Annotated in this window: 16 protein-coding genes; 14 read left to right on the top strand and 2 right to left on the bottom strand. The window is 44.5% G+C overall.

All coding sequences use genetic code 11. The annotated features are described in order from the left end of the window. The first annotated feature begins 60 nt into the window (after window positions 1-60). From L9Q39_RS16780 to L9Q39_RS16725, 12 genes are all read left to right on the top strand, one after another. A complete protein-coding gene (locus tag L9Q39_RS16780; protein WP_237486244.1) occupies window positions 61-900 on the top strand; it encodes an AraC family transcriptional regulator in 840 nt (279 codons plus the stop codon). 49 nt (window positions 901-949) lie between these two features. Beyond that, entirely contained in the window at window positions 950-1,588 is a 639-nt protein-coding gene (locus L9Q39_RS16775) for a LysE family translocator (RefSeq protein WP_237486243.1), read from the top strand. A 171-nt stretch (window positions 1,589-1,759) separates the two neighbouring features. Further along, window positions 1,760-2,194, top strand: a complete 435-nt coding sequence (locus L9Q39_RS16770) for a GNAT family N-acetyltransferase (protein WP_237487055.1) — start codon at window positions 1,760-1,762, stop codon at window positions 2,192-2,194. A 177-nt stretch (window positions 2,195-2,371) separates the two neighbouring features. Continuing rightward, window positions 2,372-4,651 (top strand): hypothetical protein, encoded by a 2,280-nt coding sequence (locus L9Q39_RS16765; protein WP_237486242.1) that lies wholly within the window; start codon window positions 2,372-2,374, stop codon window positions 4,649-4,651. A gap of 273 nt (window positions 4,652-4,924) precedes the next feature. Beyond that, entirely contained in the window at window positions 4,925-5,920 is a 996-nt protein-coding gene (locus tag L9Q39_RS16760; protein ID WP_237486241.1) for a CobW family GTP-binding protein, read from the top strand. Between the two features lie 143 nt (window positions 5,921-6,063). Then, window positions 6,064-8,352 (top strand): multiheme c-type cytochrome, encoded by a 2,289-nt coding sequence (locus L9Q39_RS16755; protein WP_237486240.1) that lies wholly within the window; start codon window positions 6,064-6,066, stop codon window positions 8,350-8,352. A gap of 155 nt (window positions 8,353-8,507) precedes the next feature. Continuing rightward, complete coding sequence (locus tag L9Q39_RS16750) at window positions 8,508-9,485, top strand: AAA family ATPase (RefSeq protein ID WP_237486239.1); 978 nt, start codon at window positions 8,508-8,510, stop codon at window positions 9,483-9,485. Window positions 9,486-9,489: 4 nt separating this feature from the next. Continuing rightward, the gene (locus tag L9Q39_RS16745) at window positions 9,490-10,437 is read left to right on the top strand and encodes a DUF58 domain-containing protein (RefSeq protein WP_237486238.1); all 948 of its coding nucleotides are present in this window, start codon (window positions 9,490-9,492) and stop codon (window positions 10,435-10,437) included. Further along, window positions 10,434-11,078, top strand: a complete 645-nt coding sequence (locus L9Q39_RS16740) for a DUF4381 domain-containing protein (protein WP_237486237.1) — start codon at window positions 10,434-10,436, stop codon at window positions 11,076-11,078. Before L9Q39_RS16745 ends, L9Q39_RS16740 begins: the two co-directional genes overlap by 4 nt. Beyond that, window positions 11,065-12,090, top strand: coding sequence for a vWA domain-containing protein (locus L9Q39_RS16735; RefSeq protein ID WP_237486236.1), 1,026 nt, complete (start codon window positions 11,065-11,067; stop codon window positions 12,088-12,090). Before L9Q39_RS16740 ends, L9Q39_RS16735 begins: the two co-directional genes overlap by 14 nt. Next, a complete protein-coding gene (locus L9Q39_RS16730) occupies window positions 12,087-13,784 on the top strand; it encodes a VWA domain-containing protein (protein WP_237486235.1) in 1,698 nt (565 codons plus the stop codon). Before L9Q39_RS16735 ends, L9Q39_RS16730 begins: the two co-directional genes overlap by 4 nt. Beyond that, window positions 13,781-15,115: a hypothetical protein gene (locus tag L9Q39_RS16725; RefSeq protein ID WP_237486234.1), complete on the top strand. Its 1,335-nt coding sequence runs from the start codon at window positions 13,781-13,783 to the stop codon at window positions 15,113-15,115. The genes L9Q39_RS16730 and L9Q39_RS16725 overlap by 4 nt, the downstream gene beginning before the upstream one ends. 248 nt (window positions 15,116-15,363) lie before the next feature. On the opposite strand, the gene focA is transcribed toward L9Q39_RS16725, so the two are convergent. Continuing rightward, window positions 15,364-16,812, bottom strand: coding sequence for a formate transporter FocA (gene focA / locus L9Q39_RS16720; RefSeq protein WP_237486233.1), 1,449 nt, complete (start codon window positions 16,810-16,812; stop codon window positions 15,364-15,366). 349 nt (window positions 16,813-17,161) lie between these two features. On the opposite strand from focA, the gene L9Q39_RS16715 reads away from it, so the two are divergent. Beyond that, window positions 17,162-18,058, top strand: a complete 897-nt coding sequence (locus L9Q39_RS16715) for a LysR substrate-binding domain-containing protein (protein WP_237486232.1) — start codon at window positions 17,162-17,164, stop codon at window positions 18,056-18,058. A gap of 177 nt (window positions 18,059-18,235) precedes the next feature. Here the strand turns inward: L9Q39_RS16715 and L9Q39_RS16710 are convergent, their stop codons facing one another. Then, window positions 18,236-19,867: an ATP-dependent endonuclease gene (locus L9Q39_RS16710; protein ID WP_237486231.1), complete on the bottom strand. Its 1,632-nt coding sequence runs from the start codon at window positions 19,865-19,867 to the stop codon at window positions 18,236-18,238. Window positions 19,868-20,142: 275 nt separating this feature from the next. On the opposite strand from L9Q39_RS16710, the gene L9Q39_RS16705 reads away from it, so the two are divergent. Then, window positions 20,143-21,858 (top strand): bifunctional metallophosphatase/5'-nucleotidase, encoded by a 1,716-nt coding sequence (locus L9Q39_RS16705; RefSeq protein ID WP_237486230.1) that lies wholly within the window; start codon window positions 20,143-20,145, stop codon window positions 21,856-21,858. Window positions 21,859-21,894: the final 36 nt, after the last annotated feature.

Genomic DNA, 21,894 nt, shown 5'->3' with positions numbered 1-21,894 from the left:
TGATTCAAGTAATCTGGAACTCTCTCAATACGTCGGCTTGCGAAAAGGAATGTTACGGTCATGGTTGGAAGCGTAAGAGATATTGATCAGAGTTACTGGACAAGCCAGTTTATGCCTCACCTGACTGTTCGATATACAAAAGACAGTCGGCAAAGCTATAAGGCGCATTACCACGCTGATTTATCTATTGGAATTATCGAGGCAGGTAAAACAGACTTGTCATTACCCAACGAGCACCTATTTCTAACAAAAGGCGATCTGATCCTGATTGAACCTAAATTGGTTCATGCCTGTAACCCGGTAGAAAACCAACCTCGCAGTTATCACATGCTTTACATCGACAACGATTGGTGCTGTCAGAGGTTATCAAAACTCTTTGGTTTCGAGGTGCTAACCTTTACTGTTGACCAAGCCTTGTTTCGCCATCCAGTCAATGAGAGTGGCTTAGGACAATTAATTCCACAACTATTGAAACAGGAGTCTCTGCAAACTGCTTCCATGGTCGAAAGCTCTCTTATCGATTTACTGAGCCTTTGTTGTACACCGAAAAATGGGGTGCTTGATGATGACAAATTAGCTCTGCAACTCAAACAGCTTCTTCTGCAAGACATAGAGAATACTCCGCAACTAGATGTGCTTGCCCGCCAGTTGGGACAAAGCAAAGAGACATTAATTAGAAAATTCAAAAGTCAGTTTGGAATCACACCGAAATCATTTCTCAATAACCATCGAATTGAAAAGGCTAAAGTATTGCTCAGAGGTGGCATGCAGATTGCCGACGTTGCTATTGAGGTTGGATTCTCTGACCAGAGTCAATTGCATCGATCTTTCGTCAACTATACAGCCTCCACTCCAAGGCAATATCAAAACATAAAGTCAATTTTCGACAATAATCACTAACCTAAAAGCAGCATAGTTAAGGAATCGGTTTTACTATGGATGCTTTAATATGTCGTACTCTACATTTTTCCCTGTTGCTTTTCCTGCACTCGCTTTCGCTCACTTTGTTGCTTTACTCAGTCCGGGACAAGATTTTTTCTTGATTGTTGCCCACTCAATTCGACATAAGTTGCAAGGTAGCCGCTTTATTTGTCTCGGTGTTGCATTAGGTAATGCTGTCTATATCGGAGTCGCGATATTTGGCTGGACCAGTATACGTGACAATAAAGTGATGTATTTATTGGTCGAAGTCTTAGGGGGGATTTATCTTTTGTGGTTAGGTATCGCTCTATTCAGAAGCACAAAACGAGAGACTGAACTTCATTTTGAACAGCTAGAAATCCCTACAGCTAAAAAGCAATTGATGTTGGGACTAAACTCGGCACTACTTAACCCTAAAAATGCACTGTTTTATATGAGCCTAATGACCGTTATTCTTGGCAGTGAAGTGACGCTTATCCAACAAATTTCGTGTGGATTATGGATGTTTTTCGCCGTTCTTATCTGGGATTTACTTATTGCATCACTTTTAGGTCAGCCTCGTGTTCAAAAACCTTTAAGTGGCTATATTCATATTGTAGAACGCTTTGCTGGACTGATTCTAATCAGCTTTGGAATCGCTTTATTCGTTGGCTATTTAAACTTTTAATGATCCAACCAACCCTCAATAAGCCCGCCAAACTACATGAAAATCCGAGGATCAAACTCGAATTCAAGTTTTTCATGATTGCTGAAAATTTCTTTTATTGCTGGGTGATTTAGAACCAATCAAGGAAATATTTACGGTACAATAGCACTACCGTTATTTATTTAGAGGAAAATAGCAGTGATAAGAGAAATGGATATCTCCGATTACTCTCAAGTGATTGAATTATGGTCTGAAACAGAAGCGATGCTGTTACGTGATGCAGACTCAATGGAAAACATTGCTCGTTACTTACAGCGCAACCCAAATCTTAGTTTTGTCGCACTCAAAGGTGGCGATATTGTCGGTGCCATTTTGGTCGGAACGGATGGTCGTCGGGGCTACATTCAGCATCTAGCTGTCAATTCCAATTGCCGTGGTCAAGGTATAGGAGCAAAACTAATTTCAGCAGCCGTAGATGGTCTTGCAAACATTGGCATTGCAAAAACGCACCTATTCGTTGCCAATGATAATCTCAATGCTCAAGGGTTTTACCAAAAACTGGGGTGGTTCGCTCGTGACGAAGTGCGTATGTTTTCCTTTAATTCTTCCAATAGTGGCAATGTGTAGTAGTTTATAGATGCATTACAAGGTTGAGGGGGAATTACACGCTATCAAATTTAACAGTGGGTATATTTTAGTGTTGACAGAGAATAGTTAGTAAATTCATTAGACTAAAATATCGAACGGTGTAATCTTGTACTATAATCATGCTACAAACTAGGTTGGTAGTGATTAGGGTTAAATATGGATATACAAGTAACTAAAGGATTACTAAATGAACAAAGTGAAGGTAGCATAACAGCCGAAGTAAAGTTGAATTTCAATCTATTTGAAAATGAGTTGATAAAAATTATAGGCGTATCATGTGGAAATTGTAAGCTGACCTATGGTTTTGCATCGATATTGAAAAAAGAAAAAATTAGGAAGATTCCATTATCAAACATTGAACTAAAGTGGCTTGATAATAATGGTGTAGCCAATCGAGATATTGTGTTAAATGAAAGTGATAATATAAACATTTCACTTTTAGCTGATGGTATGTCTGGTAATATCGAGGATTGGCGGCAGGTTAAGATTCCAATTCAGATTAAATTGTCTAATGGAGTTGACATTTCCATATGGGTGACGCTAAAAAACAAGGATGGAATAGTAAGTGGGAAGTGCTTCCCATCTAAATTGTTTTTTGTTAAATGGTTTTTAAATTATAGTGCTCTGATTGTATTTTGCCTTGTTATATTAACATGGCTTAGTTTGCATGAAAATGTCTATAACCCCATAAACATTGATAGACATTACTACATTACCATTATTTGCATTGTAATCGCATATTTTGGCGTTCCAAATTTGGATGGATTTAAAATATTTAATTTAAAGTTTTTTAAGAAGTTAAAGGCTAGGTTGTTATATCCAGAGTTCTATTTTGATCAAATGATAGTAAAGCTAATTGGTAACTGGTTTTTTGTAGTAATTTTGGCACCGATTTTGTTATTATTATGGGCTTTCTATGATAATTATTCTCTATATGAAATTGATTTGCCCAAAGACGTAAAAGAAAATAGGTTTGTAATAATTCCTATTGAAAGTGCGGTGTGTGATTCAATAGTAAACTCAGGTCAATATAGTTGTAATAATAGCAATATAAGTCAATCTGATGACGAGAAATTATCAATGTTTTTTGGCATGGATGTTAAACGTGTTATAGACAAAATAATTCAGTTTTTATATGGTCATGATGATAACAAGGTGGGTATGTTTGAAAAAATCTACAAGAAGGATATCGAATCAGTTTGCTTAGCAGCGAAATTAATTAAGTTTGATCCGTTGTATAGTTTATCAGAAGATAGGCTTGAGCGTAAGTCAGATACTAAATACCATTATTGCCTTGCGACGCTTAGATTGAAAAATGGCGAGGTGACATTCGATGAGATTAGCTATCATTTTAATGGTGGGAGAATTAATTTAATAGAAATGTTTTCAGGGAATGAGTATTTTGAGATTTTCAGAAGTGAGACTGATCCCGTCCGACCCGGAAAGGAAGTTAATATTATATCTGTTATTTCCGGAGTTAATACAGATATTTTTAAAATCAAGTTGATTGATGCGGACAATACAAAATCAATTTCTATCAAACCAAAAGGAGTTGATATAGATGTTTTTAGAAAGTATATGGGAAGCTATGATTATAAACCGATTTATATATCTAGCAATATAATTTTAAGCTTTGAAAAATATGATATTAATTTATTTGTAAATGAGGTTAATTTGTTAAAGGAGAGAAGTGTTAGAGATTTTAAGTATGTTAATGGTGAAAGTGACTGGGGCTCTAATTGGACGTTGGAGGAAGTTTTTGACACATTCAGTTATGTATTTGATAAAGGCATAGATTTAGCTGGCAATAAGAGTTATGTCAAGTTTTCAAAACAAAATGATCTAATTAAGTCTAATACGCATGATTTCTATTTGGCATCTTCACATGGAAAGACTATAGGTAACTATTTTGAAGTGATCACTAAGTTCTTTGAAATTGTTTCTTATTATGCGAAATATTACCCAGACGAAAACATGACTATGAAAACTAACTTTGATGACTTTCACAATCAGATGTCATCTTTGTTTAACAAACACTTTCCAGCAGAAGATTGCAAAATATATAGTGGTGTTGTGGATTTTTGTGATACGTCTAGGAAATTGTACGCGGAACTGATGTACTGGGTGTTAAATCTAGATGATATTTATGAGTTTAATGGTGAAAGTCATGATTTAGTCTTAGAATATATTATTAAGGATGATAGCTTAGAGAGTGTTAGGAATTATTTGATTTTGTCGTATATAACTGAAACTCTAAGTTTAGATAAGATAGATTACTTTATTGAACATTATAATTATGGTAAAGGTGGTCTTAAAGCTGACCTATACGGGTGTGCGTTTAAATATGTTAATGATAACAATGGCTTTGCCTCTTATACAACTTATGTTGAAGGTAAGTTAAATAATAAAATTATATATAATTGTGATAATTATTAGAGTTTAACGACTATTCTGGAATAGAAGGCTAAGACCTTGTTACCAAATAGCTGTCGTTTTCGATTAAAAATAAAAATTGCGTGGTAGATACTGTCTGTAGTTAACCTGTGGCTTAGTTTGGAGAGAATTAGCATATTGATAGTGCCCTGCCCATCAAATACGTCACGGCATAGTTTAGGGAGGCATTACATGGTTCAAGAGCGCGCTACACACTATGACATACTGGCACTTTGCCGATATACTAAAGCGCTCAGTTATCAACGGATTCGAGCTATGAGCAGCAAAGTACCTACCAATATCATCACTGGCTTCCTGGGCACAGGAAAAACCACCACCATACTCAACTTGCTAAAAACTAAGCCTGACAATGAAAAATGGGCGGTGTTGGTCAATGAATTTGGCGAGATTGGCATTGATGGTGCAATGATGGCAGAGGGCGGGGCTTTGATTAAGGAAGTGCCGGGTGGTTGTATGTGTTGTGCGGCAGGGGTTCCAACCAGTGTGGCGATCAATGCTTTGCTGCGTCAGCGTCCAGACCGCTTGATAATCGAGCCTACTGGGCTTGGTCATCCGAAACAAATCCTAAAAACCTTAACATCTGAGCAATATCAGCCTTACGTTGAACTGTTCGCCACGATTGCTTTGATGGACCCGCGTCATCTCAGCGATGAAAAATATACCACCAATAGCAATTTTAACGACCAACTGGCGGTGGCTGAGGTTGTGATTGGTAACAAGGTGGATGTGTGTTCTGCCGAAGATATTGATGCATTCAACGATTGGGTCACCGAACAGCACCCCGCGAAGATATTTCATAAATTGGTCAAAAATGGGGAATTACCGATTGAGTTATTAGATATTGAACCGAGAACTCAAGCCCAAGCAGAGGCTCATGGACACGCTCACTCTCATACACACGATCACGATGACCTTGACCCTGTTTTTGAATTAGCGCCTGAACAATCCTATGTGCGTAAGGAAAACAAAGGTCAAGGGCACTATAGCTGTGGCTGGATCATTGGCAGCGAATACCTGTTTGATTTCGACCAGCTGTTTTCCATGCTCACGGCGTTGACTGCCGAACGCGTAAAAGCGGTGATGAATACCGACAAAGGCTGTTATGCGTTTAACGTTGTGAATGGTGTGGTGTCGGTGAATGAGATGTCGTTAGAGAATTTTGAGTCTCGTATCGAGGTGATCGACAGTCAATTGCTGCCTTGGGATCAATTAGAACAAGTTTTACTTAAACTTTGTGGCTTAGATAACTAATAAAACCCGTTTAACGACAGAAACTGTCCTATCTTTAGTATATCGAAAACAGTCACTTGCAGTATTTTGTTTGTCTTTCAAACAGGGTGATACGTACAGTGCAAGAGCTCGTTTGACAATAATGGCTAGGGATAGGGCATTTAATGATAAAGCAGTGCGCGTTAATTTTGGCTTTGGGAGTGTTGACGTTCACTAAGGCGTTGGGTGCTTCACAAGTGAACTCTGACGGATTTGTGGGTAGCCAAGTCTGCATTGATTGTCACCAAGAGCAAGCGCAGGCATGGAAAGGCTCCGATCATGAGCGAGCCATGGATCACGCCACATCGGATAGTGTGCTGGGTGACTTTAACGACGCCAGTATCACGCATAACAACCAAATTAACCGCTTCTTTAAGGTTGGTCAGCAGTTTTGGGTCACGCTTGAGGGACCTGACGGACGCTTGGTCGATCACCAAATTGCTTACACCTTTGGTCACTATCCACTGCAACAATATATGGTCGAGTTTGCTGATGGTCGTGTTCAACTGATCCCTTTTGCTTGGGATTCACGCACCGAGACAGAAGGGGGGCAAAGGTGGTTCCATCTCTATCCCGATACCACACCGCAAGATGAGTTCTACTGGACCAATACCGGTCAAAATTGGAACTTTATGTGCGCCGATTGCCATTCAACCAATCTCAAAAAAAATTATGACGATCAAACCAATCGCTATAACACCACTTGGAGTGAAATTACGGTGGGTTGTGAAGCGTGTCATGGACCGGGCGAACGGCATGTTAATTTAGCCAAACAAACAATGGAACGATCAGCGTCCGGACAATCAGAGCCTAAACAGTGGGATAAAGCGTTTCACTATGGCTTTGATCGGCAGTTAGCCAAAACGGTGCAATCCTGGGTGTTCCAACAAGGGCATAAAACATTGCAACCGCAAGGTGCGCAAGACAGCCAACAACTGGATACCTGTGCTCAGTGTCATTCCCGCCGTGTTCAACTCAATGAGAAAGGCGACCCTATTACGGGACATTTACTCGACCGCTATTTGATCAGCAATATTACGCCGGAGTTATACCATCTAGACGGGCAAATCTATGATGAGGTTTATGTCTATGGCTCGTTTATGCAGTCGAAAATGGCGCAGCAAGGTGTCACCTGTACCAATTGCCATGATCCGCATAGCGCGAAATTAGCCATTCCTGAGCAAGCGGTGTGCTTGCAATGCCACGTCGCGTCGGAGTATAGCGCTGAAAAACACACGTTCCATAGCGCGGGCAGTGAAGCGGATCAATGTACCAGTTGCCATATGCCGGAAACGACGTACATGCAGGTTGATCCGAGGCGTGACCATAGTTGGCACGTACCGCGCCCCGATCTTAGCGAACATCTTGGGACCCCGAATGTCTGTACTCAATGTCATGACGATAACAGCAATACGTGGGCAATGAATAAGCTTAAGCAGTGGTATCCAAACTCACAATATCAGCAGAGCCAACATTTCGCCGTCGCTTTTTATGCCCATGAGATTGGTCATCAGGGCGCGGAAAATGCTTTAGCTTATATTGCTCAAAATCATAATGAAGCAGCGATTATACGCAGCTCGGCATTGCAAAAACTGGGGCGCTATCAGGGAAACAATACCTTAATTACCCTTGGGCGTGCGGTGCAGCATCAAGATGCCACCATTCGTTTGGGGGCGATTCAAGGCAGTGCCGCATTTGATGGCAAAGAGAGATGGCAAATTCTTCAGCCATTACTTACCGACCCCGTTGCTGCGGTAAGAGCCGAAACCGCAGGTGCTTTGGTGGCGTATTGGTCGCAGTTGAATCCGCAACAGAAACAGGCGTTGGCTCAGCCACTGCAAGAGTATATCGAAATTCAGCAGTTCAATAGTGATAGAGGGTTTGGACGAACGAATCTGGGCAATATCTATGCCTCACAAAAACAGTGGCAAAAGGCGATCACAGCCTATCAAGGTGCAATCACCATCGAGCCCTATTTTGCCAACAGCTATGTCAATCTTGCCGAAGTGTATCGACAGACTGGCAAACAAAAACAAGCCGTTGAGGTATTAAAACTGGGGGCAAGCAATATCCCTAACTCTGGGGCAATCCAATACAGTACCGGTTTAGCATTGATTCGAACCGGTGACGCAACGGACGCGACACACTACTTTAGTCGCGCAGCAGAGCTTGAGCCAAACAACGCTCAATATTGGTATGTGTATGCCCTTGCCACTCAAGAGTCCAAGCCGACAATAGCACTAAACGCTTTTGACCAAGCCTTTCGCGTGAGCAGTAACCCTGAACACCTGTATGCAAAATGCCAAATGATGGTGAACAAAAAGCTCTCTGGAGCGACGCAGTGTATCGACAGCTTAACGCCTTACGCGCCGCCAGAGGTGATTAAGCAACTTAAGCAGCAGATGTTGCCGTAGACATACTGTCTCGGTGCAATATCGTCGCATTAGCAATATGGTCGCAGTAGTAATATGAAGGATATAACCTAAAGTAATACAGAACTGGGTTAGTCTAAGATTAATTTGAGGTGTAGAACAGACGTAATCCGTACCACCAAGTCGGGGATATGTTGATGAATCAAGCACAATCAGAGCTTAACCGTTTAATAGAGCAAGTAGGGCAATCTGTCATTGGACAGCGAGATGTGGTCACCGCGCTGGTAATCGGCTTGATGACCAATGGTCACGTGCTATTAGAAGGCTTACCAGGAACGGCGAAAACGCGTTCTATCAAAAAACTGGCTGAGCAACTGCAAGCCCCGTTTGGTCGGATTCAATTTACCCCCGATCTTTTACCCTCTGATGTAACCGGCACGGAAATCTATCAAGAAGTCGAGGGAAAGCCACAACTGCACTTTCAACATGGTCCTATTTTTAACAGCATCGTCTTGGCGGATGAAGTCAATCGTGCTCCGGCGAAAGTACAAGCGGCGTTATTAGAGGCGATGGCAGAAAGTACCGTGACCATTGGGAAGCAGACGCACGCATTACCAGCGTTGTTTATGGTACTCGCGACGCAAAACCCGATAGAACAAGAGGGCACCTATCCCTTGCCAGAAGCTCAGATGGACCGTTTTCTAATCAAAGTGTCTGTTGATTATCCCGAGCGTGAAGCTGAACGAGAGATTATTCGTTTGGTGCGGGCAGAAGAGCACAATCACAGCGCCACTCAGTCAGCCTTTTCCCCAGTTTCAACCGAGGCGATTTTTCAGGCGAGAGCTGAACTGTGTCAAATGACCGTGTCTGAAATCGTTGAAAACTATATCGTCAATTTAGTGATGGCTACCCGACAGCCAGAGCAATTAACCGAGCAAAACTTAGCAAAATGGATCACGGTCGGTGCCTCACCGCGAGCGTCAATTGCCCTGGATAAATGCAGCCGCGCCTATGCTTGGTTACAAGGCAGAGATTATGTCGAGCCTGATGATGTGCGCGCCGTGGTGCCTTGGGTACTCAGCCACAGAGTGACGTTGTCGTATCAAGCACTGGCGGAACAAATCACCGCCGATGAGGTCGTCAACCAGTTGTTAGACTGCGTGGCGATTGGGTGATGTGATGGCGAAAGCGACCATTGATGATTCTCGGATCTACGTCAGCTACTCGCAACTGATCGAACTACAGGCGCAGACCCATTCGTTCAGTCTACTGCCTCACTTGATTGCTAAAGGCAGTATGTCGGGGCGTAACCAATCACCTTTTCGGGGGCGGGGTCTGAACTTTGAGGAACTGCGTCATTACCAACTCGGCGATGATATCCGTAACCTCGATTGGAAAGTGACTATGCGGACCGGTAAGCCTCATGTGCGCACCTACACCGAAGAAAAAGATCGCCAGTTTATTCTCTGTGTTGACCAGAGAAGCGGGATGTTTTTTTCCTCGGTTGAGACCATGAAATCTGTGGTCGCTGCGCAAGTGGCGGCGTTGTCTGCTTGGCGTATTATTAAAGACAGCGACAGAGTCGGCTTTGTGCTGATTGGCGCTGATCAAGTGGAATACATTAAACCGCAGCGATCCAAACACCATCTGCTTCACGCGCTACGCCGTTTATGCGATTTTAATCATGCCTTAGATATCAGTAGCGTTAACCAAGGTCCTGCCTCACTGAGCGAGTGCGTTGATACTCTGATCCGCAACCAAACCAAAAACGCGACCATCATAATATTAAGTGATTGGGCAGGTGCCAGCGAAACCGATATCGAACGCCTCAAATATCTGCAACAACGCAATGACGTACTTAGCGTGATGATTTACGACCCACTTGAACGAAAATTACCATCGGTTACCAATACTCAACTGGTGTTGGGTGACGGCGAATATCAATTAAGTGTCAGTGAAAGCGAAAAGTTACAACGCGCCAATAAGGGACTCAAACGTTCATCGGATAAACGCCAAAATGAGCTGTCTCAATTGATGGCAATCCATCGCTTACCTCTGATTGAACTCAATACCAGTGGCAAACACATTGAACAATTTACCTTCGCGATTGGAGGAGTTGGATATTGAGTCAATCAGCCCCTAGTTCTTATATCCTGCGAAATATGGCAGAGGTCGCCAATCCAGATAGTGTTAGCTTGATACCGCAGACATTAGGCTGGCTATTGCTGCTAGTGATTATCTTGCTGGTGCTTAGTTACGTTGTAACCAAGCGCTATCTTAATTACCGCATGAATCAATACCGTCGAGAGGCGCTGGCGATATTGCAACACAATCAACATAACGAAAAACGCGACTTGATGTGTTATCAGGTTCTAACTCAAGTCTCACACTACCTTTACCTGCAGCAGAAAAAGTACCCGCAGCAGAAGAAGCAATTTGGGCAAGCTTGGTTGGACTATTTAAACCGGCAGTGCGCGGGCAAAGCCTGTTTTCAACCCGAACTGAGCCAAGCTTGGTTAAATCACCTTGTTGGCGGTAACCAAGACTTTTCTTCACAGGACTCGCAAGCCATTTTTGCCGCCACCGAGCAGTGGCTCAGCGCTCATAGGGTGCCTCAATGGTTATCGGAACAGTGGAATTTCAGCGTTGTGGTCAAACGCGGGCTTAGCCGTTTGACCTTGAAAGCAACGAGTGCGCAAGGCGCGATTAATCAAGGGCAACGCAATCAAGGAAACAGCAAACAAGGAGACAGCAATGGAGTGGAGTAGCCTCACCCTAAGTTACCCTTGGTGGCTATTGCTGCTACCTGTGCCTTGGTTGGTTTATCGACTGGCACCGGCTTACACGACCAAACAGAGCGCTATCAAGGTGCCATTCTTTCAGTCATTGCTACAAATCTTAGGTGAAACCCCAGCAACCGGGGCGACGCAACTGTCCGCCACTGGGTGGCAGCGTGTGTTTTTGCAGATGGCGTGGTGCTGTCTGGTTTTGGCGTTGTGTAAACCGACCGTATTAGGCGAACCGCAAGTGAGAGAAAAGCTAGGGCGAGATGTGATGGTGGCGGTGGATCTTTCGGGTTCGATGGCAGAGATGGATTTTTTCGATCAACAAGGCAGTGCTATCTCGCGTCTTGAAGCGGTCAAACAGGTGCTAAAACAATTTGCAGCGGATAGAAAAGGCGACCGCCTCGGGCTGATTCTGTTTGGCGATGCCGCCTATCTGCAAACCCCATTCACGGCAGATCATCAGGTCTGGTTGCAACTGTTAGATCAAACCGAAGTCGCCATGGCGGGGCAAAGTACTCATCTTGGCGATGCAATTGGATTGGCGATTAAGGTATTTGAGCAATCGGAAGGCGCACCGGATACACAGAAAGTATTAGTGTTACTGACCGATGGCAATGATACTGGCAGTTTCGTTGAGCCCAAAGACGCTGCATTAGTAGCGGCAGCGAAAGAGGTGCGAATTCACGTTATCGCCATGGGTGATCCGGCGACTGTCGGCGAGCAAGCGATGGATTTGCAAACCATTGAGGATATTGCAACGACCAGTGGCGGGCAGTCATTTCAGGCGTTAGACCAGCAAGCCTTACAACAAGCGTATCAAGTCATTGGTGAACTGGAGCCTCAGCTTTACCAGAGTACCTTTTACCGTCCAAAGCAGTCGTTGCACGCTTATCTTATTATGTTGGTGGTCGTCAGTTATTTATTGGCATTTATGTTAGCGACGCTACGTTATCAAGGTATCAACGCGGATAAAAAACAACAGGTAGAGCGATGATCAACCTCTACTTAGAGCAACTCTGGACCCAATTCCATTTTATCCGCCCCTTGTGGTTGTTAGCGTATTTCCCTCTGGTGATATTGATCGTTTTACGCTGGCGTAGAAGCACCAAATCCAATTGGAATCACATTATCCCCAAGCACTTGCAGCAAGCGTTGATTATTGGCGAGCAAGGGTGGAAAAGTCAGTTACCTTTGAAGTTGCTGATGTTGATTTTAAGCTTGGCTATCTTGGTGTGTGCGGGACCGACATGGCAGCGCGAGGCTTCTCCATTTGGTGAGGATAAAGGGGCGCTGATTATTGTGCTGGATGTTAGCCAAAGCATGCAGCAAACCGATGTTGCGCCGACGCGCTTAGAGCGAGCCAAATTTAAGATCCGTGATTTATTGCAGCAGCGCAAAGGGGGCAAAACTGCCTTAGTGGTGTATGCAGGCAGCGCGCATATTGCCATGCCTTTGACTGAAGACAATCAAGTGTTTTTGCCACTGCTCGATGCCATCAGCCCCAAAGTGATGCCCGCAGAGGGCAAAGCGGCACAGACCGCACTGCCGCAGATCAAAGCCTTGTCGGAGTCGTTACCGACAGCGTCGATACTTGTTGTGTCTGATGGCGTGAGCGATTTGGCAATCCAACAATATGGCGACTATTTTGGCAACAATAATCAACTGCTGATGGTACTTGGCGTGGGTAATCAGAATGCCAGCAGTGCTTCAGCGCCAGATTGGGCAAGTTTGCAAGATTTAGCCTCAAACAGCGACGGTTATTTTTACGCGCTCTCGCTGGATGATGGAGATACTGCCAATATTATTGATGCGGTGGAGCGTCATACCCAGATAGAGGGCGAGTCAACCATGCCATGGAAGGATATGGGTTATTATCTGCTGTTTCCGATGGTCCTGCTGGCGTTGGTTTGGTTTAGGAAAGGTTGGTTAGTTCAGTGGTTGTGGCTCGCGAGCCTGAGTTTGCCGATGACTTATGCTCCCGATGTCTACGCCCAACAAAGTCAGTCAGATACGTTAGTCGCAAGCCAAGCAACCAGCCAAGATCATACCCCTAAAACCACTATCAATTTTTTTGATAGAGCAAAGCAGCACTGGCTCGACTTGTGGATGACACCAGAGCAGCAAGGTCAGTGGTATTTTAATCGCGGCGACTATCTTAAAGCAGCCAATCACTACCAAGATCCGCTGCGTAAAGGTATCGCATTTTATTATGCGCGCGAATTTACGCTGGCTCAGGCTCAGTTTGTACAATTGAACGACAATCAAACGGCACGACTCTACCTTGGCAATGCGCTTGCAAGACAGCGCGAGTATCTTGCCGCTAAACGTCTATTCGATGATTTGCGTCAAAACGCGACCAGCGATGAAATTAAGCGCAAAGCTGAGCAAAACTTTAAAGCTATGAGTGAGTTAGTCGACGAAATTAACCGTTTAAGTGCCAGTCAAGCAGGCTCAACCGATGGGCCGGAAGAGTCAACGGAACTGGGGGATAAGCCAAGAACCGGTGAAGGCGCGGACGAAAAAACCACCCAACAAATGATGCTGAAAGAAACCCTCAACGCACAGGAGATCTTAGGTAGCCAAGAGTTAGCAGACAAGTGGCTGCGTAAGGTTGAAGCGGATCCGCAAAAATTTCTTCGCGCTAAGTTTCAGCTGCAACTGAATCAACAATTGGAGGGGAAACAGTGAATCGATGTAAAGGCTTTCCCCGGTTAGCGCTCCCAAAGACCGTTGGTTTAGGGCGATTAGTTGTCGCACTGATGTTGGTGGCGGTGGCTAACAACGCCTATGCCGCGATGACGATAAACCAACTTGAACAACAAGGGGGCGTTAAGTTAAATGCTTGGCTCAGTGATGGCACGGATGTATCCGAGCCGGCAGCGGTAACGCAGCAGGTTATTATGGTGATTGAAGTCGCCACGCCACGTTGGTTTACTGGAGGAACCCGTATTTCTGCGTTTGGTTTACCTGAGCTGATCGTTAAACAACGTAACCCGTTTGCCACTAATTACACTCGCCGAGAAAAGGGTCAAACATGGTCCTATCAGCATTGGGAAGTGACGCTCTATCCTCAGCAGAGTGGTGAATACCAATTGCCGAAGGTCGCGGTTAAGGTGCAAGTCTCTGCGCCTGATGGAAGTAACGTATCTGGAACACTCTATACTGAGCCCATGTCTCTGTTTACCTATCTGCCAGATGCAACGCTGACCCAGCAGCAAGCGTGGTTTGCTGCCAGCAATGTCAACGTGCAGCAGTCATGGGACTCATCGTCTGACTCATTGCAAGCGGGAGACACCATCAGTCGCCGCATCACGGTGAGCGCTGACGATACACTATCAATTTTATTGCCACCCACAAATCAATTAAGTGATGCATTAATAGGCTTAAAAGCCTATCCCAAACCATCTGAGTTGCTAGACAGCCAGAGTCGAGGGGATTATCAGGCGAAACGCGTGGATGAAACCGTGTACCTTTTAGCACAAGGAGGCGATTTCACTCTACCAGCGCAAACTGTGACTTGGTGGGATACCGACAGCCAACAAATCAAAACGGTGGAGCTTGCTGAGAAAACCATCCATGTTGCTCACACTTTGCGCTCTTTGACCACTCAATACTGGCAGCAGATTGTGTTCGTTGGCTTTGGTCTTATCGTAGCGATAGCGACGTTGTTGGCAGTGTTGCGCTACTACCGACATCGACCTAAGCCACAAGTATGGCAACTGTTACGCCAAGTAAGTCAGAGCAATTGGCCCCAAGTGCGTACCTTGATTTATCGTCGTGTTAGAACGCGAGCTAATACACGCCAGTTGAAACAGGTTTCTTTTAGCGATACTGGTGAACAAACGGCATGGCAGGATCATTCTCATCGCATACAAAATCAAACACCTACCGCCAAGCAGAGTCTTTGGTTGTGGCGACGAATTAAACAAAGAAAGTCGTTAAAAAACAAACGTATTCTCAAACAACTAGAACAATGGCGACCATCAATAAACGGCGATGTCGAAATTGGTGGTGAGTGAAAAATGCTAACATTAACCAGCTTCCTGAATTCGTGACTATTGATGAAGAGTAGAACCTATCTAACGCAGCGAAACGTTTGGAAATAGGATAACCCGCGGTAAGTGCGACAAGTAAAGCATTGGAATGACGGAGAGCGGTTTAGAAGAGTTGCTGGTTAGAACATGAGCAAGTGATAAATATGGGAATGCCCCGACACCTCTGCCGGGGCTATTTTGGCCAAACGACTTATTTTCCAGCCAAAAATTCTTTACGCTGTTGCCAGTTCTTCAGTGACAACGTTTAGGCGCTCGCCATAGATAGGGCGCATCGCTTTTAGTACATCAACGCGAGTCAACATACCGATAAATATACCGTTCTCAAGTACAGGTAGGTTTTGTGGACGACTTACCTTGATGGCTTTGGCACGTTCTTCAACCGATAGTGTGCTAAAGCGCGTCGCAATACCCATTGAAGTGGTTGGGTATAGTTGGTCTTTGTCGATACATAGGTACTCAGCAACATCGACGAGCTTTTCGTTGGCATCAATGGCAATGACGTCACGAGTCATCAGATCCACCACCTTTTGACCAGCTTCAGGTAGGTAGTCTTGGCACCAAAGGTCAACCATCACATCGTGTACAGAGAAGAAACCAACAAGGCGCTGTTCAACATCGATGACCGGAGCGCTGATCATGTTGTTCTCCATAAGCGTGTCAAGAGCTACAGAAGTTGGCATCTCTACGCTAAGAGTGACAGGTTGAGTGTTCATAATGTCTTTGATAATGATGTTGCTGTTCATAGTGGTTTCCTTAACTGACGTAATTTCGGTGGTTTGGGTAATGGTTGTAACGTTGGTTGCTTTTAGTTGTGGTCTACGGTAGATGCTCCAGTTCGCAAGGCCTACCAGTACAGAACCACCAATGATGTTGCCAAATGTCACAGGGATTAAGTTGTTCGTTAAAAAATGCATCGGGGTTAAATCGCTAAACTGTGCAGCCGTTGTCCCTGTTGCGCTCCAGAACTCTGGACTCGCAAAGTTTTGAATCACAATACCTAGTGGCACCATAAACATGTTTGCGACACAGTGTTCAAAACCCGTGCTGACAAACATCGCCACAGGCAATACCGTCATTGCGGCTTTGGTCATGGCATTGGCTGAGCTAAACGTTAGCCAAATCGCGAGACAGACCAATAAGTTACACAACACACCTAAAGCAAAAGCCTGTAGCCATGTGTGATGCAGCTTATGCTGAGCAATATGCAGAGCATTGAGCCCCCATTGACCGTTGTCGAGCTGATATAAGCCAGCAGCTGCAACAATAGCGAGTAGGAACATCGCGCCGATAAAGTTACCGATATAGACCTTGCCCCAGATAGAGAGCATCTTGCCGAAGCTAATTTGTTTGTTTGCCCACGAGATGCTAGACAAAACAGAACTGGTAAATAGTTCACCGCCGCATATCACAATGAGAATTAACCCCATACTAAATGCGACACCGCCGGCTAATCGACTGATCCCCCAACCAGCATCTGCGCTGCCTGTGGTCACAGTGATGTAAAACAAGAAAGCCAGTCCTATAAACGCGCCCGCCATGATTGCCAGACCAAAAATCATACTGCTGGTTTTCTTTGCCTTACTTAGTGCAAACTTTTCTGCTTCTGCCATCATTTCGACAGGAGAGAAAAGTAGACCATTGTCAGAGCTAGCTGTTGCCATTGATTACTCCTTTATGGATTCGAGATAATTGCCGCTCTTGTTCATTGCCTTAGATAAGAGCGAGAACTAAGCCCCATGCTTGGTTCGTAATTAGATTAAGGCGGTTTTGGGGTAGTAGTAAAATTGATAATTTTTAGAAAACGCATCAGATAATTTGATACATTGAGAAATCCAGTTAGAATAGGGGTCGACAGGGGTTTGGCGTTAAGGATCTGTAAGTAAAGGATTAGAATTTATAGTTAAAAACAGTCTCCAAACTCTGTGTTTTAGCCTAGAAACAATTCAGTATAAGCGAAACTGATATTTTAAAATTCGAACCACTTTGAATTGTGTAAGTAGAAGGAATTCAATGCGTTATTCATTAAAACAGTTGGCAGTATTCGATGCGATTGCTGACACTGGTAGCGTGAGTCAAGCGGCAGACCGATTGTCGCTTACTCAATCCGCCACCAGTATGTCACTTGCGCAGTTAGAAAAGATGCTTGGACGACCTTTGTTTGAAAGACAAGGCAAGCAGATGGCACTCTCTCATTGGGGAGTTTGGTTGAGACCGAAGGCAAAACGCCTGCTACAAGATGCTCAGCAAATAGAAATGGGGTTCTATGAGCAGCATTTATTGAGTGGCGAGCTAAAAATTGGCGCAAGCCAGACACCAGCTGAACACTTAGTGCCTGATCTTATCAGTGTTATTGATAATGATTTCCCAGAAATGCGTATTTCACTGCAAGTCAGAAGTACCGATTCAATTATCGATGGTCTGTTAGATTACAAATACGACTTAGGCATCATAGAAGGGCGCTGTGATGATCACCGTATTAACCAAGAAACTTGGTGCAGCGACCATTTGACGGTCGTCGCCGCTGCACATCATCCTTTTGCACAACGCGATAAAGTCAGCTTGGCTCAACTTGAGCAAGCACGCTGGGTTCTTCGTGAGCATGGTTCCGGTACACGGGCTATCTTTGATAGCTCGATCCACCATTTAATCGCCGATTTAGATGTATGGCGAGAGTACGAACACGTTCCTGTACTGCGAAGCATGGTGTCAAATGGTCAATATCTCACTTGTTTGCCTTATCTCGATGTAGAACGTTTTATTGAGTCGGGGCAACTGGTGGCGCTTAACGTGCCTGAGTTAAAAATGGAAAGGACACTTTCCTTTATCTGGCGTGCTGATATGGCGGAAAACCCGTTAGTCGAGTGTGTTAGGCGTGAAGGGCTACGCATGATGAAACATAAGCGGTAGCGAGAAACATATAACGTTAATAAGAAACATAAGGTAACAGGTTGGTCATCATTAAAATTGATGATCAATTTATTACCTTTTTTTTGGTTTCACCGATTGGCACTTATACATCGGAACCTATTCATTCAAGCTTATTCATTAGAGCTTATTCATCAGAACATATACATCAAAAGCAACTTACACATTGCCATTTGCCATAGTGACCACGCGTTTTAAAATCCAACGTATTAGCAATGGTATTGATTCCGTTCCGCGGTCTTCACACTCGGCAACAATCGCTAAGGCTAAATCAGGCTTGGCGAATTTCTTCAATACTCGCATGACGACTTTTTTAGCCGGAACTGGATGGTCGAGTGGTATTTTGACTAACTCACGGAAAAAGTCTTCAAATCCATGTTGATATAGGAAGTGTTCAATATCTCTATCGGGTAATTCGGTCAGATGGTGGCGGGGATGATCACCGCTAAGTTGGTGCATGACGGTGGCGGCATACTTTTTACCCGCGGGATCACCATCTGTCACCACATGCCACTCAATATCGAGGGATTTGGCCACCTTAATCAACGATTTTAAGCCGGATTGTGCAAACTCGATGATTTGCACCCCTTCAGCCGCAAGGTTATAGCCACATAAGTTGGCTAATTCATTAAATAACCATACCTCAGTTTCGCCTTCAACCAACAACCAACAGCGAGCAAATAGCGCCCTAGAGCGATGAAATCGAATATGGAATCCAACGCGGCGTAACTCATCTTTACTGAATTGTTCGACGGCAAGTTGCGTCGCGATGGTACGGTCTGACTGACGTACCAAGCGGCGAATAGAGCGCATGGGCACGGTGCTGATGAGATCACTGCTGTTGGTAGTGACGATTTTTTGCATCGGCAACATTTGTAGCAAGCTCCATGCTCTCGCTAAATGAGTAGGATGCAGTCGCCCTTCGGGATCTTCCACAATCAGTATCGGACGCGCGCAGCGTCTCAATTGGTTTGGTCCTTTTGCCTGTAGGTAGGCATTGAGCAACCCGAGTAGCAACAAACGTGTCTGTTGACTACTGGTACTATCAATCAATTGCACCAGATTTCCATCATGATTAACGCGATTGTAAAACACACCATCACGATTATGCTTGTGGGGTGAGCGTGAGTGGCTTTTAAAGGAAAAGTAATGCTCAACTAGGTTTCGCATTGAATTAAGTGTGCTTTTGATTTCGGCTTTATCGACATGTCCCGGTTTAGAGACCAGCCTGCGACAGGTATTGTTAATGCGTTTCTCAATCCGTGAGTTACTTTGTATCGGGCTTGTGTCGGCGCGATAAAAGCGGCGTGAATCACGTAGACGGATAATAGGGTGCAGAGTCATTAATTCTTGAGCCAGCTTTTCACTGTGATGCAATGGTAGGGTATTGCCTTTAATGTCTAAAAATGCATAACTTTGGCTAATAGTATGACCATCGCGACTGGCACTAATACGGTAGTAGATTTTCTGTTGTTGATTATCGTCTATTTGCCATAACGGCTTCAGCTTACGATAGCGACCGGAATGTAGCTCTTGTGTGTCGATAGCACCGAAAGTAAGGACAATTTGAATACTCTGAGATTGAGGGTGAGCAACGGAATAATCCACATGAAAATCGCGAATCTCAAACGAATAAAGAGAACCGTTGGATGGCAGTGCAACAGACAGTGCATCAAGCAGTGACGATTTACCCCAGGTATTTTCACCAATCAGGGTAGTCAACTCGTTAAGAGGCAGGGAAAGACGTTTAATACCTCGAAATCCGGCGATGTCGACTCGCTCTAGTTTCATACCATACTCCCAAAAAATATTTGTGACTTTTACAGATAGATTTACCAGGTATATTGCCGATAATAAGCGTGCCTTTTTAAGGTTGAACCACACGTTATCTCATTAAATTATAAGAGGTTTGCCTGTTTGGATGTGTAAGCTTAGTCATAAAACTGAGCAGTAACATTTATTTGTTTGCACTCATCGCTAGTTCCTTTGATAATAGTTGGCTTGTGACCGGGCTTCATCTATCTGTCATATAATTAGGTTTAACATCGCAGAAGAGAGAATGAGATTTGCTTATGAAAAAACAACAGAAACCTCTTACTGTGAGCATTGCCCATATCAATGACACGCATTCCTATTTTGAACCGACACCGCTGCAATTGACCGTGAATCATCTCGGTCAGGACTATCACCCGTTCGTTAGTGCTGGGGGCTTTGCTCGTATCGCGACCCGAGTAAAAGCGTTAAAACAGCAGGCTGATACCGATGGTTTCCTGTTTTTACATGCGGGCGACTGCTTTCAAGGCACGCTGTATTTCTCCTTGTTCAAAGGGGAAGCGAACGCGGACTTGCTCAATCAACTTGACCTTGATGCGATGGCGTTAGGTAATCATGAATTAGATCTTGGCAACGAGCCCGTCGGGCAATTTGTTCGACGTATCAATTTTCCTTTATTGGCTGGGAACTGGAACTTAAGCCAAGAGGGCAAGAAACAGTATCCGCTGGCGAATCAATCTAACCTTTATCACTACGATCCTGAGCAACAGGTCGCTCAGTGGATAGAGAAGCGCATCAATGGCGATTCGGTGGCGATTTTTGGTCTGTCCCTCGACAAAATGGCGGATATCGCCAATCCCGATAGCGATACGTGGTTTGAGTCAGCCCAGCAGACGGCAGAAAATACGCTCCGCCAAATCCGTCAGGCGGGTATCAATAAGATTATTTTGCTGAGTCACTTAGGCTATGACGCTGATCTTGAATTGGCAAAGGCTGTCTCAGGCATCAGCTTAATTATCGGTGGACACAGTCATGTGTTACAGGGTAACTTTTCTGAGCTGGGTATTGCTAGCCAAGATCAATACGGTGAAAAAGTCGCTGATACTTATGTGGTTCAGGCTGGATACCACGCATTAACCTTGGGTCACTGTGAAGTTACCTTTGATAGTGAAGGCGTGATTAGCCAGTTTGCCGGTAACAATGAACTGTTGGTGGGAAGGCGACTATTTGTAAACACCGAAGGGTTTGAAGCTGACAATGACTACGATGCGATTAAGCAGCGCGTACAACAACACCCTAACGTTGTGGTTTGCCGTAAAGACCCGCAGATAAAGCGTCTTTTAATCGAGAAATATCAAACCAAAGTACGAGCGTTGCAGCAAGAGAAGTTGATCTCTTTGCCCAAGGACCTACGCCATATTCGAATTCCAGATGCTCAGGGAGGCAGTGAAGTGGCTCCGCTCGTTGCACGATCGTTTTATTACGCCATGCGTCAACTTGGCTATCAAGTCGATTTTGCCATGCATAATGCGGGAGGCGTGCGTACATCACTAAATCAAGGACCTTTGAGTGTCGCCGATGTCGCGGGTCGCTTATTGCCTTTTGTTGTACCTATTGGTGTCTATGAGATACAAGGCGAGCATATCGCCGCTGTGATCGAGGGGGCGATTAACAACGCTTTAGGCAATGGCGTTAACGGCACGGGATCAGGCAGTTATCCTTACACCTACTTGTTGACATTCCAATATGACGCCGATGCGCCTCAGGGTAAACGTGTCACTGATATTATGATTGCTGGAGAGCCGTTAGACTTAGAACGGCGCTATATGGCGACATCCAGTGCCTACACCATGAAAGGTAAAGAGGGTTATGACGCCATCTTGCAGATGAATGGTGAGGGGATTGTCACCGAGTGGTCTATGTCGGATTGCTTTGTCAAATTGCTATCAGAACAACCCGAAGTCGCCACCGTTTGTTTACCACAGTCTAAAGCGCAGCAGATGCGATAGGTGGGTTCGCTTCCTTGGTATGATGATTGTAAAAAT

Source organism: Vibrio hippocampi, from assembly GCF_921292975.1.
Classification (GTDB): domain Bacteria; phylum Pseudomonadota; class Gammaproteobacteria; order Enterobacterales; family Vibrionaceae; genus Vibrio; species Vibrio hippocampi.
This window is presented reverse-complemented; position numbering and strand designations above follow the sequence as displayed.

Bases quoted from the DNA above. Each gene is read 5' to 3' on its own strand.
- L9Q39_RS16780 (WP_237486244.1), top strand. From the start codon at position 61: ATGGTTGGAAGCGTAAGAGATATTGATCAGAGTTACTGGACAAGCCAG.
- L9Q39_RS16775 (WP_237486243.1), top strand. From the start codon at position 950: ATGTCGTACTCTACATTTTTCCCTGTTGCTTTTCCTGCACTCGCTTTC.
- L9Q39_RS16765 (WP_237486242.1), top strand. From the start codon at position 2,372: ATGGATATACAAGTAACTAAAGGATTACTAAATGAACAAAGTGAAGGT.
- L9Q39_RS16760 (WP_237486241.1), top strand. From the start codon at position 4,925: ATGAGCAGCAAAGTACCTACCAATATCATCACTGGCTTCCTGGGCACA.
- L9Q39_RS16755 (WP_237486240.1), top strand. From the start codon at position 6,064: ATGATAAAGCAGTGCGCGTTAATTTTGGCTTTGGGAGTGTTGACGTTC.
- L9Q39_RS16750 (WP_237486239.1), top strand. From the start codon at position 8,508: ATGAATCAAGCACAATCAGAGCTTAACCGTTTAATAGAGCAAGTAGGG.
- L9Q39_RS16745 (WP_237486238.1), top strand. From the start codon at position 9,490: ATGGCGAAAGCGACCATTGATGATTCTCGGATCTACGTCAGCTACTCG.
- L9Q39_RS16735 (WP_237486236.1), top strand. From the start codon at position 11,065: ATGGAGTGGAGTAGCCTCACCCTAAGTTACCCTTGGTGGCTATTGCTG.
- L9Q39_RS16730 (WP_237486235.1), top strand. From the start codon at position 12,087: ATGATCAACCTCTACTTAGAGCAACTCTGGACCCAATTCCATTTTATC.
- focA (WP_237486233.1), bottom strand. From the start codon at position 16,812: ATGGCAACAGCTAGCTCTGACAATGGTCTACTTTTCTCTCCTGTCGAA.
- L9Q39_RS16715 (WP_237486232.1), top strand. From the start codon at position 17,162: ATGCGTTATTCATTAAAACAGTTGGCAGTATTCGATGCGATTGCTGAC.
- L9Q39_RS16710 (WP_237486231.1), bottom strand. From the start codon at position 19,867: ATGAAACTAGAGCGAGTCGACATCGCCGGATTTCGAGGTATTAAACGT.